Source organism: Escherichia sp. WS1450 (assembly GCF_046487395.1).
Classification (GTDB): domain Bacteria; phylum Pseudomonadota; class Gammaproteobacteria; order Enterobacterales; family Enterobacteriaceae; genus Escherichia; species Escherichia coli.
Genome location: NZ_JBJQJO010000001.1, coordinates 251891 through 269580 on the forward strand (window position 1 = coordinate 251891; position 17690 = coordinate 269580).

Genomic DNA, 17690 nt, shown 5'->3' on the forward strand with positions numbered 1-17690 from the left:
GTTTAACGATAATAGATTAAAATAGAAAGAGAGTAGTCCCCTACTCTTATATATCCATGTTGACGATAATCCCTTTGTATATACTGTGCATCATCGCTATTACAAATCCTAATAATTCATTTCCACACAGGATAAGCAAATGAAGAAAAAAATTGAATCCTACCAGGGAGCTGCCGGTGGTTGGGGTGCTGTTAAATCCGTAGCGAATGCAGTACGTAAGCAGATGGATATACGCCAGGATGTTATTGCCATGTTTGACATGAATAAGCCAGAGGGCTTTGACTGTCCGGGATGTGCATGGCCAGATCCTAAGCACAGTGCGTCATTCGACATTTGTGAAAACGGCGCAAAAGCAATCGCCTGGGAAGTCACGGATAAGCAGGTAAATGCCTCTTTCTTTGCTGAGAATACGGTTCAATCATTACTTAACTGGGGAGATCACGAGCTTGAGGCTGCGGGGCGTCTCACCCAGCCTTTGAAATATGATGCCGTCAGCGACTGTTACAAGCCATTAAGCTGGCAACAAGCTTTCGACGAAATTGGCGAACGCCTTCAAAGCTATAGTGATCCCAATCAGGTTGAATTCTATACTTCGGGCCGCACTTCCAATGAAGCTGCCTTTCTTTATCAGCTTTTTGCTCGTGAATACGGGAGCAATAACTTCCCCGACTGCTCCAACATGTGCCATGAACCGACCAGTGTGGGTTTGGCAGCGAGTATCGGTGTAGGTAAAGGGACCGTGTTGCTGGAAGACTTTGAGAAATGCGATTTAGTCATTTGCATTGGGCATAACCCTGGTACAAACCACCCTCGCATGTTGACTTCGTTGCGCGCTTTAGTGAAACGGGGAGCGAAAATGATCGCCATCAATCCTCTACAGGAACGTGGCCTGGAGCGATTTACCGCACCGCAAAACCCGTTTGAAATGCTGACGAACTCTGAGACTCAGTTGGCCAGTGCCTACTACAACGTGCGCATTGGTGGTGATATGGCGTTGCTCAAGGGGATGATGCGCCTGTTAATTGAGCGCGATGATGCTGCAAGCGCCGCAGGTCGGCCCTCATTGCTGGATGACGAATTTATTCAAACGCATACCGTCGGCTTTGACGAGCTACGCCGTGACGTTCTCAATTCCGAGTGGAAAGATATCGAGCGTATTTCTGGACTAAGTCAGACTCAAATCGCCGAACTGGCTGATGCATATGCCGCTGCCGAACGCACCATTATCTGTTACGGAATGGGGATCACTCAGCACGAACATGGTACCCAGAATGTACAGCAACTGGTCAATCTGCTGTTGATGAAAGGTAACATTGGCAAGCCTGGTGCGGGTATCTGCCCACTACGAGGTCACTCTAATGTACAGGGCGACCGAACCGTCGGTATCACCGAGAAACCGTCTGCAGAGTTTCTGGCTCGCCTGGGTGAGCGCTATGGTTTCACCCCACCTCATGCACCTGGACATGCAGCAATTGCCAGCATGCAAGCAATATGTACGGGGCAGGCTCGAGCATTGATCTGCATGGGGGGCAACTTTGCACTGGCAATGCCAGATCGGGAAGCAAGCGCTGTACCGTTAACACAATTAGATCTGACGGTACACGTAGCCACTAAGCTTAACCGCTCTCATCTGCTGACCGCACGGCATAGCTATATTCTGCCGGTTCTGGGACGTAGCGAGATTGACATGCAAAAAAGCGGTGCGCAGGCGGTAACCGTTGAGGATTCAATGTCGATGATTCATGCCTCGCGTGGCGTGTTAAAACCCGCCGGTGTAATGCTGAAATCAGAGTGTGCAGTGGTCGCGGGTATCGCGCAGGCGGCACTACCCCAGAGCGTGGTAGCCTGGGAGTATCTGGTGGAAGATTATGATCGCATTCGCAATGACATTGAAGCTGTGCTGCCAGAGTTCGCCGACTATAACCAGCGCATCCGACATCCTGGAGGTTTTCACCTGATAAACGCAGCTGCTGAAAGGCGCTGGATGACGCCGTCAGGTAAGGCTAATTTCATTACCAGTAAAGGGCTGTTAGAAGATCCCTCTTCAGCGTTTAACAGTAAGCTAGTCATGGCGACAGTACGCAGTCACGATCAGTACAACACGACGATTTATGGTATGGATGATCGCTATCGAGGGGTATTCGGTCAACGAGATGTGGTCTTTATGAGTGCTAAACAAGCTAAAATTTGCCGTGTAAAAAACGGCGAAAGAGTTAATCTTATTGCGCTTACGCCAGACGGTAAGCGAAGCTCACGCCGCATGGATAGATTAAAAGTGGTCATTTACCCTATGGCTGACCGCTCACTGGTGACCTATTTTCCAGAATCGAATCACATGCTAACACTTGATAACCACGATCCATTAAGTGGCATTCCTGGCTATAAAAGTATTCCGGTTGAATTAGAACCATCAAATTAATTCGCCTCCTCATTTCTTCTGCTGTCATCCGCACAGCAGAAGAATTCCTCATTGACCATTGTCGCGCAATTTACTCACATGTGCTAAATTAAACTGCTCGTTATAAGATATATACCTCCGCCTACAGCTGTAAGAAACTCCGCTCAGTACTGAAGCGCCAGTCCTATTTCCTCTATTCTCCAGCCTGTTATATTAAGCATACTGATTAACGATGATTAACGTCATTCGTTTAATAAACACATTTGAAATGCATGCGACCATAGTGAAAAATAAAATCACGCAAAGAGACAACTATAAAGGGATCATGTCTGTAATTGTGGTTGTCTTATTACTGACCCTTACATTGATAGCCATTTTTTCGGCAATTGATCAGCTGGGTATTTCAGAAATGGGGCGCATTGCAAGGGATCTTACACATTTCATTATCAATAGTTTGCAAGACTGAAAATAAACAGCAAATTATAAATATGAAATGTTAAAAAAGTATCGATAAAAACTTTATTGTTTTAAGGAGATAAAATGTCGCTCGTTTGTTCTGTTATATTTATTCATCATGCCTTCAACGCTAACATTTTAGATAAAGATTACGCCTTCTCTGACGGCGAGATCCTGATGGTAGATAACGCTGTTCGTACGCATTTTGAACCTTATGAGCGGCATTTCAAAGAAATCGGATTTAATGAAAATACCATTAAAAAATATCTACAATGCACTAACATCCAGACAGTGACGGTGCCTGTTCCTGCGAAGTTTTTACGTGCTTCAAATGTACCGACTGGATTGCTTAATGAAATGATTGCTTATCTCAACTCGGAAGAACGCAATCATCATAATTTTTCAGAACTTTTGCTTTTTTCTTGCCTGTCTATTTTTGCCACATGCAAAGGTTTCATTACACTATTAACTAACGGTGTGCTATCCGTTTCCGGGAAAGTGAGAAATATTGTCAACATGAAGCTGGCGCACCCATGGAAGCTGAAAGATATTTGTGACTGCCTGTACATCAGTGAAAGCCTGTTGAAGAAAAAACTAAAGCAAGAGCAAACGACATTCTCACAGATTCTTTTAGATGCCAGAATGCAGCACGCAAAAAATTTGATACGCGTAGAAGGTTCAGTCAATAAAATTGCCGAACAATGTGGTTATGCGAGTACATCTTATTTTATTTATGCGTTCCGCAAACATTTTGGCAACAGTCCAAAGAGAGTTTCTAAGGAGTACCGTTGTCAAAGGCACACGGGTATGAATAAGGGCAACACGATGAATGCTTTAGCTATTTGATTATTTGCTAACGAGTAGTCAACCACGCACCCTACGTAAAAATTAAAATGGGGCAGCCATTCCCTGCCCCGCGTTGTTTTTAGGCGATATATTTATTGAAATAAATAAGTGACATTCATCACATATTTATGCATTTGCATAACCTGTTGCATGATTATTTATGATCTCAATTCGGCATTTTGTCAGTAAAATACAATAATTTATTAAATATCAATAGATTAGTTGTTTATCGTCGAGAAATTACTTAGTAGAATAGAAAGTAATGTCAACGCTTCATGGGCTGTTATTTCCCTTTTTTTAGCTAAATCTGCTATCTCTTTATGTGACTAACTTCACTTACATTCACTTATTTCTCTTCGTAAAATTACTTTGGAATTAAGTACAATAAGAAGAGGAACATTTATGAAGTCTGCATTAAAGAAAAGTGTCGTAAGTACCTCGATATCTTTGATACTGGCATCTGGTATGGCTGCATTTGCTGCTCATGCGGCAGATGATGTAAAGCTGAAAGCAACCAAAACAAACGTTGCTTTCTCAGACTTTACGCCGACTGAATACAGTACCAAAGGAAAGCCAAATATTATCGTACTGACCATGGATGATCTTGGTTATGGACAACTTCCTTTTGATAAGGAATCTTTTGACCCAAAAACAATGGAAAATCGTGAAGTTGTCGATACCTACAAAATAGGGATAGATAAAGCCATTGAAGCTGCGCAAAAATCAACGCCGACGCTCCTTTCATTAATGGATGAAGGCGTACGTTTTACTAACGGCTATGTGGCGCACGGTGTTTCCGGCCCCTCCCGCGCCGCAATAATGACCGGTCGAGCGCCCGCCCGCTTTGGTGTCTATTCCAATACCGATGCTCAGGATGGTATTCCGCTAACAGAAACTTTCTTGCCTGAATTATTCCAGAATCATGGTTATTACACTGCAGCAGTAGGTAAATGGCACTTGTCAAAAATCAGTAATGTGCCAGTACCGGAAGATAAACAAACGCGTGACTATCATGACAACTTCACCACATTTTCTGCGGAAGAATGGCAACCTCAAAACCGTGGCTTTGATTACTTTATGGGATTCCACGCTGCAGGAACGGCATATTACAACTCCCCTTCACTGTTCAAAAATCGTGAACGCGTCCCCGCAAAAGGTTATATCAGCGATCAGTTAACCGATGAGGCAATTGGCGTTGTTGATCGTGCCAAAACACTTGACCAGCCTTTTATGCTTTACCTGGCTTATAATGCTCCGCACCTGCCAAATGATAATCCTGCACCGGAGCAATATCAGAAGCAATTTAATACCGGTAGTCAAACAGCAGATAACTACTACGCTTCCGTTTATTCTGTTGATCAGGGTGTAAAACGCATTCTCGAACAACTGAAGAAAAACGGACAGTATGACAATACTATTATTCTCTTTACCTCCGATAATGGTGCGGTTATCGATGGTCCTCTGCCGCTGAACGGGGCGCAAAAAGGCTATAAGAGTCAGACTTATCCTGGCGGTACTCACACCCCAATGTTTATGTGGTGGAAAGGAAAACTTCAACCAGGTAATTATGACAAGCTGATTTCCGCAATGGATTTCTACCCGACAGCTCTTGATGCAGCCGATATCAGCATTCCAAAAGACCTTAAGCTGGATGGCGTTTCCTTGCTGCCGTGGTTGCAAGATAAGAAACAAGGCGAGCCACATAAAAATCTGACCTGGATAACCTCTTATTCTCACTGGTTTGACGAGGAAAATATTCCATTCTGGGATAATTACCACAAATTTGTCCGCCATCAGTCAGACGATTACCCGCATAACCCCAATACCGAGGACTTAAGCCAATTCTCTTATACGGTGAGAAATAACGATTATTCGCTTGTCTATACAGTAGAAAACAATCAGTTAGGTCTATACAAACTGACGGATCTACAGCAAAAAGATAACCTTGCCGCCGCCAATCCACAGGTCGTTAAAGAGATGCAAGGCGTGGTAAGAGAGTTTATCGACAGCAGCCAGCCACCGCTTAGCGAGGTAAATCAGGAGAAGTTTAACAATATCAAGAAAGCACTAAGCGAAGCGAAATAACTAAACCTTCATGCGGCGGATTTTTCCGCCGCCTTATTGAGCGAGATAGCGATGCACGTTACAGCCAAGCCCTCCAGTTTTCAATGTAATCTCAAATGTGATTACTGTTTTTACCTTGAAAAAGAGTCGCAGTTTACTCATGAAAAATGGATGGATGACAGCACTCTGAAAGAGTTCATCAAACAATATATCGCAGCGTCTGGCAATCAGGTCTATTTTACGTGGCAAGGCGGTGAACCCACTCTGGCTGGTCTGGATTTTTTCCGTAAAGTTATTCACTATCAACAACGCTATGCAGGCCAAAAACGTATTTTTAATGCATTACAAACGAATGGCATTTTATTGAATAATGAATGGTGTGCCTTTCTCAAAGAACATGAGTTTCTGGTTGGTATCTCGATCGATGGACCCCAGGAGCTACATGACCGTTACAGACGCAGTAATTCTGGTAACGGTACTTTTGCAAAAGTGATAGCAGCCATCGAGCGTCTGAAATCATATCAAGTAGAGTTTAATACGTTAACCGTCATTAATAACGTTAATGTCCATTACCCTCTTGAGGTTTATCATTTTTTAAAATCTATCGGCAGTAAACATATGCAATTTATCGAATTGCTCGAAACCGGGACGCCGAATATTGATTTCAGTGGTCATAGTGAGAACACATTCCGTATCATTGATTTTTCTGTGCCTCCTACGGCTTATGGCAAGTTTATGTCGACCATTTTTATGCAATGGGTTAAAAACGATGTGGGTGAAATTTTCATCCGTCAGTTTGAAAGTTTTGTCAGCCGTTTTTTGGGGAATGGGCATACCAGTTGTATTTTCCAGGAGTCCTGCAAGGATAATCTGGTTGTTGAAAGTAATGGAGACATTTACGAATGCGACCATTTTGTCTATCCACAGTACAAAATTGGAAACATTAATAAATCTGAACTTAAAACGATGAACAGTGTACAACTGACAGCGCAAAAAAAACGGATTTCAGCGAAATGTCAGCAATGTGCATATAAACCTATCTGCAATGGCGGTTGCCCTAAGCATCGTATTACTAAAGTAAACAATGAGACTGTTTCCTATTTTTGCGAAGGTTATAAAATCCTTTTTTCAACCATGGTACCTTATATGAACGCCATGGTGGAGTTAGCCAAGAACAGAGTACCGCTTTACCACATTATGGATGTTGCAAAACAAATGGAGAATAATTAATAACGCTCCTTCTTTGCTCCAGTCTTAGCCTCCGTCTTATGACCTTAACAAAGCACCCGACATAAATTCCTGTTGGGTGTTTCGTCATCATCATCTTCCCTTGCGAAAATTCTGGCTTACGTGGCATGCGTCAGGGCATTAGCAATACCCTTGATTATCAATAGCATAATCGTAACCATTGAAAATAAAAAATTTCTTTATATTTCAAAATGTTAAATGACACTTAAATAAATTTCATCAGTAAATCATTGCCATAGATAATCATTGGATGGCACAATCAATTTTCGCTAATGATAACCATTCCCATTACGTTTCGTATGTTGATAGCAAAGTATCTCTGTCTGCTGAAGCCCTTTTGGCTGCGTAAGAATAATAAAACTTCAGTGCTGTTAATCATTATTATCCTCGCCATGATCCTTGGCGTGGTTAAAATTCAGGTCTGGTTAAACGACTGGAATAATGATTTTTTCAATGCGCTAAGCCAGAAAGAAACCGATAAGCTTTGGCAGCTTGTCCTTTGGTTCCCTGCCCTGCTGGGGATCTTTGTATTAATATCCGTAAACAAAACATGGTTAATTAAACTACTGACTATTCGCTGGCGCGAATGGTTAACAGATTACTACCTTAATCGCTGGTTTGCAGATAAAAACTACTACTTCACGCAGATCTACGGTGAGCATAAAAATACAGATAACCCTGACCAACGTATCGCTGAAGACATTCTCTTACTGATCAGCAAAACGCTCAGTCTTTCATTTGGCTTCATCCAGTCACTTAGCATGTTGATCACCTTTACCGTTATTCTTTGGCAAAGCGCGGGTACGCTCTCATTCACTGTTGGTGGAACAGAATGGAATATCCAGGGGTATATGGTCTATACCGTCGTGCTCATTGTGATCGGTGGAACTTTATTTACTCATAAGGTGGGTAAACGTATTCGTCCGCTTAATGTGGAAAACAACGTAGCGAAGCGACATTTCGAACTAATCTTGTGCAGCATAATAAGCAGGCTGAACTGATTGCGCTAAGCAATGCTGAGTCTCTACAACGCCAGGAGTTGAGCGACAATTTTCATACCATTAAAGATAACTGGCATCGTTTAATGAATCGTCAGCGGTGGCTTGATTACTGGCAGAATATTTATTCGCGCTCGCTTAGCGTTCTTCCCTACTTTCTGTTATTGCCGCAGTTTATTAGCGGACAGATCAATCTGGGCGGACTGATGAAATCGCGCCAGGCATTTATGCTGGTATCGAACAATTTAAGCTGGTTTATTTATAAATATGATGAACTTGCTGAACTGGCTGCGGTTATCGATCGCTTGTATGAGTTCCATCAACTCACCGAACAGCGCCCTACGAATAAGCCTAAAAATTGCCAACATGCGGTACAAGTGGCTGACGCGAGTATTCGTACTCCTGATAATAAGATCATATTAGAGAACCTAAACTTTCATGTTTCGCCAGGCAAATGGCTATTACTGAAAGGTTACTCTGGTGCGGGAAAAACCACACTGCTTAAAACATTATCCCACTGCTGGCCGTGGTTTAAAGGTGATATTTCGTCTCCTGCTGACAGTTGGTATGTGTCACAAACACCGTTAATCAAAACCGGCTTACTGAAAGAGATAATTTGTAAAGCACTTCCCCTGCCCGTAGACGATAAATCGTTGAGCGAAGTACTGCATCAGGTTGGTCTGGGGAAATTGGCTGCGCGTATTCATGACCACGATCGCTGGGGAGATATTCTTTCCAGCGGCGAAAAACAACGTATCGCCGTGGCACGATTAATTTTACGACGTCCGAAATGGATATTTCTTGACGAAACTACCTCTCATCTTGAGGAACAAGAGGCTATCCGCTTACTGCGTTTAGTGCGTGAAAAACTACCCTCAAGCGGCGTCATTATGGTTACACATCAACCCGGTGTCTGGAACCTGGCCGATGATATTTGTGACATTAGCGCGGTTTTATAAAAACAATAAAAGCCCTGCTGTACGGAGATAAAAATAAATGAAGCGAGTTCTTATTCCTGGCGTCATTTTATGTGGCGCTGATGTGGCGCAGGCCGTCGATGACAAAAACATGTACATGCATGTTTTTGAAGAGATGACGGTCTATGCTCCTGTCCCTGTACCCGTAAACGGCAACACGCATTACACCAGTGAAAGCATCGAGCGTTTACCGACCGGGAATGGCAATATCAGCGATCTGCTGAGAACAAACCCTGCGGTGCGCATGGATTCAACGCAAAGTACCTCGTTGAACCAGGGAGATATTCGCCCGGAAAAAATCTCTATTCACGGTGCGTCGCCCTACCAGAATGCCTATTTGATTGATGGTATTAGTGCAACTAATAACCTGAACCCAGCGAATGAGTCCGATGCCAGTAGTGCAACCAATATTAGCGGGATGTCACAGGGGTATTATCTTGATGTCAGCTTACTGGACAATGTGACGCTTTATGACAGTTTTGTGCCGGTTGAATTTGGTCGCTTCAATGGCGGGGTAATTGATGCAAAGATCAAACGCTTCAACGCTGATGATAGCAGCGTGAAACTGGGTTACCGCACTACGCGTTCGGACTGGTTAACATCGCATATCGATGAGAATAACAAGAGCGCATTTAATCAAGGTTCTTCAGGAAGTACTTATTTCTCTCCAGATTTTAAAAAGAACTTTTATACCTTGTCGTTTAATCAGGAACTGGCTGATAACTTTGGCGTTACTGCCGGTTTATCGCGCCGCCAGTCTGATATCACCCGCGCGGATTATGTTTCGAATGACGGCATTGTCGCCGGTCGGGCACAGTATAAAAATGTTATCGATACCGCATTGAGCAAATTTACCTGGTTTGCCAGCGACCGCTTTACCCACGATTTAACCTTAAAATATACCGGCTCCAGCCGTGATTATAATACCAGCACCTTCCCGGAGTCTGATCGCGAAATGGGTAATAAATCCTATGGTCTGGCATGGGATATGGATACCCAGCTCGCATGGGCCAAACTGCGTACCACCGTTGGTTGGGATCATATTAGTGATTATACCCGTCACGATCATGACATCTGGTACACCGAACTTTCATGTACATATGGTGATATTTCAGGGCGTTGCACCCGTGGCGGATTAGGACACATTTCCCAGGCTGTAGATAATTACACCTTCAAAACACGCCTGGACTGGCAAAAATTCGCCGTGGGTAATGTTTCGCATCAACCCTACTTCGGCGCGGAATACATCTATTCCGATGCTTGGACTGAACGCCATAACCAGTCTGAATCCTATGTGATTAATGCTGCAGGAAAGAAAACTAACCATACCATTTACCATAAAGGTAAAGGCAGTCTGGGAATTGACAACTACACGCTGTATATGGCGGATCGCATTAGCTGGCGGAATGTGTCGTTAATGCCCGGTGTGCGGTATGACTATGACAACTATCTGTCAAACCACAATATCTCCCCGCGATTTATGACGGAATGGGATATTTTTGCTGATCAAACCTCAATGATTACCGCAGGTTATAACCGTTACTATGGCGGGAATATTCTTGATATGGGATTACGTGATATCCGCAATAGCTGGACGGAATCGGTATCAGGCAATAAAACCCTGACGCGTTATCAGGATTTGAAAACGCCTTATAACGATGAACTGGCAATGGGGTTGCAGCAGAAAATCGGTAAGAACGTTATTGCGCGTGCAAACTATGTTTATCGTGAAGCGCATGATCAAATCAGTAAAAGCAGTCGTACCGACAGCGCGACTAAAACCACCATTACTGAATATAACAACGACGGCAAAACCAAAACGCATTCGTTCAACCTCAGTTTTGAACTGGCCGAACCCCTGCATATCAGCCAGGTAGATATTAACCCGCAAATTGTCTTTAGCTATATCAAGAGCAAGGGCAACTTGTCGTTAAACAATGGTTATGAGGAGAGCAATACCGGTGATAACCGGGTGGTTTATAACGGTAATCTGGTCTCTTACGATAGCGTTCCAGTGGCGGATTTTAATAATCCACTAAAGATCTCCTTAAACATGGATTTCACGCATCAACCGAGCGGGTTGGTGTGGGCGAATACGCTGACCTGGCAAGAAGCGCGTAAAGCTCGCATTATCCTGGGTAAGACGAATGCGCAATACATCAGCGAATATTCAGATTACAAGCAGTATGTTGACGAAAAACTGGATAGCAGCCTGACCTGGGACACCCGCTTGTCCTGGACGCCACAATTTCTGAAACAACAAAACCTGACGATCAGTGCCGATATTCTCAATGTACTGGATAGCAAAACCGCGGTTGATACAACGAATACCGGTGTGGCGACCTACGCCAGTGGCCGTACTTTCTGGCTTGATGTCAGCATGAAATTTTAATAGTTCGGATTTTACTTAACCGGGTAAATTTGCCCGGTTTTCGCATGGAGATAATTATGAGAAACCTCTGTTTCTTACTGACGTTAGTGGCAACTCTGTTGCTCCCCGGGCGACTGATTGCCGCCGCCTTACCGCAGGATGAAAAGTTAATTACCGGGCAACTGGACAATGGCTTGCGATATATGATTTATCCGCATGCTCAACCAAAGGATCAGGTAAATTTATGGCTGCAAATTCATACCGGTTCATTGCAGGAAGAGGACAATGAGCGCGGCGTGGCTCATTTTGTAGAACATATGATGTTTAACGGCACAAAAACATGGCCGGGTAATAAAGTCATCGAAACATTTGAGTCAATGGGCCTGCGTTTTGGTCGCGATGTTAATGCCTATACCAGCTATGACGAAACGGTGTATCAGGTGAGTTTGCCGACTACGCAGAAACAAAATCTGCAACAAGTGATGGCAATCTTTAGTGAATGGAGTAATGCCGCAAGCTTTGAAAAACTCGAAGTAGACGCTGAACGCGGCGTAATTACTGAGGAATGGCGTGCCCATCAGGATGCGAAATGGCGCACCTCTCAGGCGCGCCGCCCTTTCCTGCTGGCAAATACCCGTAATTTAGACCGTGAACCTATCGGCGTGATGGATACTGTCGCTACGGTCACACCGGCACAATTGCGCCAATTTTATCAACGCTGGTATCAACCAAATAATATGACCTTTATCGTGGTCGGCGATATCGACAGTAAAGAAGCGCTGGCGCTGATTAAGGATAATTTAAGTAAGCTTCCGGCTAACAAAGCAGCTGAAAATCGCGTCTGGCCGACAAAAGCCGAAAACCACCTGCGCTTTAATATCATTAATGATAAAGAAAACCGGGTGAACGGCATCGCACTCTATTATCGCCTGCCAATGGTGCAAGTGAGCGATGAGCAAAGCTTTATCGAACAAGCTGAATGGAGCATGTTGGTTCAGCTGTTCAATCAGCGTCTGCAGGAACGCATACAGTCGGGCGAGTTGAAGACTATTTCTGGCGGCACTGCGCGCAGCGTTAAAATTGCACCCGATTATCAGTCGCTGTTTTTCCGTGTAAATGCACGAGACGATAATATGCAGGATGCTGCGAATGCATTAATGGCAGAGTTGGCAACTATTGATCAGCATGGTTTTTCTGCTGAAGAACTCGATGATGTCAAATCTACCCGCCTCACCTGGCTGAAAAATGCGGTTGATCAGCAAGCTGAACGTGATTTACGTATGCTGACCAGTCGCCTGGCATCCAGCTCATTAAATAATACGCCGTTCTTGTCGCCGGAAGAGACATATCAACTTTCGAAACGTCTGTGGCAGCAAATTACCGTGCAAAGTCTGGCGGAAAAATGGCAGCAGTTAAGAAAGAACCAGGATGCATTTTGGGAGCAAATGGTAAACAATGAGGTTGCTGCCAAAAAAGCATTGTCTCCTGCGGCTATCCTGGCGCTGGAAAAAGAGTACGCCAACAAAAAGCTGGCGGCTTACATCTTCCCAGGCAGAAATTTATCGTTAACAGTAGACGCTGACCCACAGGCGGAAATTAGCAGCAAAGAAACGCTGGCTGAGAATCTGACATCATTAACACTTTCCAATGGTGCCAGGGTTATTCTGGCAAAATCCGCGGGTGAAGAGCAAAAGCTACAAATTACTGCCGTATCTTATAAAGGCGATTTAAGTTTCCCTGCGCAGCAAAAATCACTTATCGCGCTGGCAAATAAAGCAGTAAGCGGAAGCGGCGTTGGTGAACTCTCCTCTTCCAGCCTGAAACGCTGGAGTGCGGAAAACTCGGTAACCTTGAGCAGTAAAGTCAGTGGCATGAATACATTGCTCTCTGTTAGCGCGCGGACTAATAACCCTGAACCTGGTTTCCAGTTGATTAACCAGCGAATCACCCACAGCACGATTAACGATAATATTTGGGCATCGCTACAAAATGCTCAAATTCAGGCGTTGAAAACGCTCGACCAGCGTCCAGCGGAGAAATTCGCCCAGCAGATGTATGAGACGCGCTATGCTGATGACCGCACGAAATTACTGCAAGAAAATCAGATTGCACAGTTTACTGCCGCAGATGCGCTGGCTGCCGATCGCCAGTTGTTTTCATCTCCAGCGGATATCACGTTTGTCATTGTCGGTAATGTCGCAGAAGACAAACTCCTGCCGTTAATTACGCTTTACTTAGGATCAATCAAACACTCTGATTCGCCATTAGCCGCAGGTAAACCATTAACTCGCGCGACGGACAACGCATCGGTTACTGTAAAAGAACAAAATGAACCTGTGGCACAGGTTTCACAGTGGAAGCGTTATGATTCCCGGACACCGGTTAATCTGGAGACGCGTATGGCGCTCGATGCTTTTAACGTCGCACTGGCAAAAGATCTACGCGTTAATATTCGTGAACAGGCCTCTGGGGCATACAGCGTTTCTTCTCGCCTCTCGGTTGATCCTCAGGCCAAAGATATCAGTCATTTGCTGGCTTTTACTTGTCAACCGGAACGACATGATGAACTGTTAACGTTAGCGAATGAAGTGATGGTTAAGCGTCTGGCTAAAGGGATCAGTGAGCAAGAACTGAACGAATACCAGCAAAACGTTCAGCGCAGCCTCGATATCCAACAGCGTAGCGTTCAACAATTAGCGAACACCATTGTAAATAGTCTTATTCAATATGACGATCCTGCAGCATGGACTGAGCAGGAGCAATTATTGAAACAAATGACGGTAGAGAATGTTAACACTGCCGTTAAACAATATCTTTCTCATCCGGTGAATACCTATACCGGAGTATTATTGCCAAAATAATAACAGCCCCGTCAACACATCGTTGGCGGGGATTTTATCAATATTCGCTATTTTTATGTAATAATTTTATAAATGCGTTCAAAATAATAACCAAGTACTAATAGTGATATTTTAAGGTCTGATTTTTACGTGATAATTCAGGAGGCGTAGAAAGTGCATAAAAATAACAACACAAAACACCTTGCTACCACCCAATGATTCAATAATGTATTGATTTTCAATGTAAAAAATATTATTCGCATAATATATCACGATAAATAACATTAGGATTTTGTTATTTAAACACGAGTCCTTTGCACTTGCTTACTTTATCGATAAATCCTACTTTTTTAATGCGATCCAATCATTTTAAGGAGTTTAAAATGGATAAGAAGCTAGTAACGGATTTAAGGTCGGAACTACTCGATTCACGTTTTGGTGCGAAGTCTATTTCCACTATCGCAGAATCAAAACGTTTTCCGCTGCACGAAATGCGCGACGATGTCGCATTTCAGATTATCAATGACGAATTATATCTTGATGGCAACGCTCGTCAGAACCTGGCCACTTTCTGCCAGACCTGGGACGACGAAAATGTCCACAAGTTGATGGATTTATCCATTAACAAAAACTGGATCGACAAAGAAGAATATCCGCAATCTGCAGCCATCGACCTGCGTTGCGTAAACATGGTTGCCGATCTGTGGCATGCGCCTGCGCCGAAAAATGGTCAGGCCGTTGGCACCAACACCATTGGTTCTTCCGAGGCCTGTATGCTCGGCGGGATGGCGATGAAATGGCGTTGGCGCAAGCGTATGGAAGCTGCAGGCAAACCAACGGATAAACCAAACCTGGTGTGCGGTCCGGTGCAAATCTGCTGGCATAAATTCGCCCGCTACTGGGATGTGGAGCTGCGTGAGATCCCTATGCGCCCCGGTCAGTTGTTTATGGACCCGAAACGCATGATTGAAGCCTGCGACGAAAACACCATCGGCGTGGTGCCGACTTTCGGCGTGACCTACACCGGTAACTATGAGTTCCCGCAACCGCTGCACGATGCGCTGGATAAATTCCAGGCCGACACCGGTATCGACATCGACATGCACATCGACGCCGCCAGCGGTGGCTTCCTGGCACCGTTCGTCGCCCCGGATATCGTCTGGGACTTCCGCCTGCCGCGTGTGAAATCGATCAGTGCTTCAGGCCATAAATTCGGTCTGGCTCCGCTGGGCTGCGGCTGGGTTATCTGGCGTGATGAAGAAGCGCTGCCGCAGGAACTGGTGTTCAACGTTGACTACCTCGGTGGTCAGATTGGGACTTTCGCCATCAACTTCTCCCGCCCGGCGGGTCAGGTAATTGCACAGTACTATGAATTCCTGCGCCTCGGTCGTGAAGGCTATACCAAAGTACAGAACGCCTCTTACCAGGTTGCCGCTTATCTGGCGGATGAAATCGCCAAACTGGGGCCGTATGAGTTCATCTGTACCGGTCGCCCGGACGAAGGCATCCCGGCGGTTTGCTTCAAACTGAAAGATGGTGAAGATCCGGGATACACCCTGTACGACCTCTCTGAACGTCTGCGTCTGCGCGGCTGGCAGGTTCCGGCCTTCACTCTTGGCGGTGAAGCCACCGACATCGTGGTGATGCGCATTATGTGTCGTCGCGGCTTCGAAATGGACTTTGCTGAACTGTTGCTGGAAGACTACAAAGCCTCCCTGAAATATCTCAGCGACCACCCGAAACTGCAGGGTATTGCCCAGCAGAACAGCTTTAAACATACCTGATAACGTTTAACGGTAACGGTGTCCCGAAACGAACCCGTTTCGGGACAATTTCCAAAGTCTGTTCACTGGCATTAGCAACGGAAAATATTGTTCTGAATACGCTTCAGAACAAAACAGGTGCGGTTCCGACAGGAATACCGTTTTAGGGGGATAATATGGCTACATCAGTACAGACAGGTAAAGCTAAGCAGCTCACATTACTCGGATTCTTTGCCATAACGGCATCGATGGTAATGGCTGTTTATGAATACCCTACCTTCGCAACATCGGGCTTTTCATTAGTCTTCTTCCTGCTATTAGGCGGGATTTTATGGTTTATTCCCGTGGGACTTTGTGCTGCGGAAATGGCCACCGTCGACGGCTGGGAAGAAGGTGGTGTCTTCGCCTGGGTATCAAATACTCTGGGGCCGAGGTGGGGATTTGCAGCGATCTCATTTGGCTATCTGCAAATCGCCATTGGTTTTATTCCGATGCTCTATTTCGTGTTAGGGGCACTCTCCTACATCCTGAAATGGCCAGCGCTGAATGAAGACCCCATTACCAAAACTATTGCAGCACTCATCATTCTTTGGGCGCTGGCATTAACGCAGTTTGGTGGCACGAAATACACGGCGCGAATTGCTAAAGTTGGCTTCTTCGCCGGTATCCTGTTACCTGCATTTATTTTGATCGCATTAGCGGCTATTTATCTGCACTCCGGTGCCCCCGTTGCTATCGAAATGGATTCGAAGACCTTCTTCCCTGACTTCTCTAAAGTGGGCACCCTGGTTGTATTTGTTGCCTTCATTTTGAGTTATATGGGCGTTGAAGCTTCCGCAACCCACGTCAATGAAATGAGCAATCCAGGGCGCGACTATCCACTGGCTATGTTACTGCTGATGGTGGCGGCAATCTGCTTAAGCTCTGTTGGCGGTTTGTCTATTGCGATGGTCATTCCGGGTAATGAAATCAACCTCTCCGCAGGTGTAATGCAAACCTTTACCGTTCTGATGTCCCATGTGGCACCGGAAATTGAGTGGACGGTTCGCGTGATCTCCGCACTGCTGTTGCTGGGTGTTCTGGCGGAAATCGCCTCCTGGATTGTTGGTCCTTCTCGCGGGATGTATGTCACAGCGCAGAAAAACCTGCTGCCAGCAGCATTCGCTAAAATGAACAAAAATGGCGTACCGGTAACGCTGGTCATTTCGCAGCTGGTGATTACTTCTATCGCGTTGATCATCCTCACCAATACCGGTGGCGGTAACAACATGTCCTTCCTGATCGCACTGGCGCTGACGGTGGTGATTTATCTGTGTGCTTATTTCATGCTGTTTATTGGCTACATTGTGTTGGTTCTTAAACATCCTGACTTAAAACGCACATTTAATATCCCTGGTGGTAAAGGGGTGAAACTGGTCGTGGCTGTTGTCGGTCTGCTGACTTCAATTATGGCGTTTATTGTTTCCTTCCTGCCGCCGGATAACATCCAGGGTGACTCTACCGATATGTATGTTGAATTACTGGTCGTTAGTTTCCTGGTGGTACTTGCCCTGCCCTTTATTCTCTATGCTGTTCATGATCGTAAAGGCAAAGGGAATACCGGCGTCACTCTGGAGCCAATCAACAGTCAGAACGCACCAAAAGGTCACTTCTTCCTGCACCCGCGTGCACGTTCACCACACTATATTGTGATGAATGACAAGAAACACTAACCATGTCTGAATGGTTA

At 45.0% G+C, this 17690-nt stretch carries 10 protein-coding genes and 1 pseudogene; 10 read left to right on the forward strand and 1 reads right to left on the reverse strand.

The window, feature by feature from the left end; all coding sequences use genetic code 11:
- The first annotated feature begins 139 nt into the window (after nt 1-139).
- The 5 genes from ydeP to ACJHYR_RS01275 all read left to right on the forward strand — a co-directional run bounded on the left by ydeP (nt 140) and on the right by ACJHYR_RS01275 (nt 6994).
- Entirely contained in the window at nt 140-2419 is a 2280-nt protein-coding gene (ydeP, locus tag ACJHYR_RS01255) for an acid resistance putative oxidoreductase YdeP (protein ID WP_000726672.1), read from the forward strand.
- A gap of 247 nt (nt 2420-2666) precedes the next feature.
- Entirely contained in the window at nt 2667-2864 is a 198-nt protein-coding gene (safA, locus tag ACJHYR_RS01260; RefSeq protein WP_001309504.1) for a two-component system connector SafA, read from the forward strand.
- Nucleotides 2865-2938: 74 nt separating this feature from the next.
- Entirely contained in the window at nt 2939-3700 is a 762-nt protein-coding gene (gene ydeO / locus ACJHYR_RS01265; protein WP_000060481.1) for an acid stress response transcriptional regulator YdeO, read from the forward strand.
- A gap of 402 nt (nt 3701-4102) precedes the next feature.
- Complete coding sequence (locus ACJHYR_RS01270) at nt 4103-5785, forward strand: sulfatase-like hydrolase/transferase (RefSeq protein WP_001306050.1); 1683 nt, start codon at nt 4103-4105, stop codon at nt 5783-5785.
- A 51-nt stretch (nt 5786-5836) separates the two neighbouring features.
- Nucleotides 5837-6994: an anaerobic sulfatase maturase gene (locus ACJHYR_RS01275; protein ID WP_001299007.1), complete on the forward strand. Its 1158-nt coding sequence runs from the start codon at nt 5837-5839 to the stop codon at nt 6992-6994.
- Here the strand turns inward: ACJHYR_RS01275 and ACJHYR_RS01280 are convergent.
- On the reverse strand, nt 6960-7082 hold the full coding sequence (locus tag ACJHYR_RS01280) for a hypothetical protein (RefSeq protein ID WP_122134692.1): 123 nt from the start codon (nt 7080-7082) through the stop codon (nt 6960-6962). The genes ACJHYR_RS01275 and ACJHYR_RS01280 overlap by 35 nt on opposite strands.
- Before the next feature lie 202 nt (nt 7083-7284).
- On the opposite strand from ACJHYR_RS01280, the pseudogene ACJHYR_RS01285 reads away from it, so the two are divergent.
- From ACJHYR_RS01285 to gadC, 5 genes and pseudogenes are all read left to right on the forward strand, one after another.
- Nucleotides 7285-8969 (forward strand): annotated as a pseudogene (locus ACJHYR_RS01285) (ABC transporter ATP-binding protein/permease).
- A 37-nt stretch (nt 8970-9006) separates the two neighbouring features.
- Nucleotides 9007-11379, forward strand: a complete 2373-nt coding sequence (locus ACJHYR_RS01290; RefSeq protein ID WP_000832475.1) for a TonB-dependent receptor plug domain-containing protein — start codon at nt 9007-9009, stop codon at nt 11377-11379.
- A 56-nt stretch (nt 11380-11435) separates the two neighbouring features.
- On the forward strand, nt 11436-14219 hold the full coding sequence (locus ACJHYR_RS01295; RefSeq protein ID WP_001306047.1) for a M16 family metallopeptidase: 2784 nt from the start codon (nt 11436-11438) through the stop codon (nt 14217-14219).
- Nucleotides 14220-14581: 362 nt separating this feature from the next.
- The gene (locus ACJHYR_RS01300) at nt 14582-15982 is read left to right on the forward strand and encodes a glutamate decarboxylase (protein WP_000358718.1); all 1401 of its coding nucleotides are present in this window, start codon (nt 14582-14584) and stop codon (nt 15980-15982) included.
- Nucleotides 15983-16137: 155 nt separating this feature from the next.
- A complete protein-coding gene (gene gadC, locus ACJHYR_RS01305) occupies nt 16138-17673 on the forward strand; it encodes an acid resistance gamma-aminobutyrate antiporter GadC (RefSeq protein ID WP_000246026.1) in 1536 nt (511 codons plus the stop codon).
- The last annotated feature ends 17 nt before the right edge of the window (nt 17674-17690 follow it).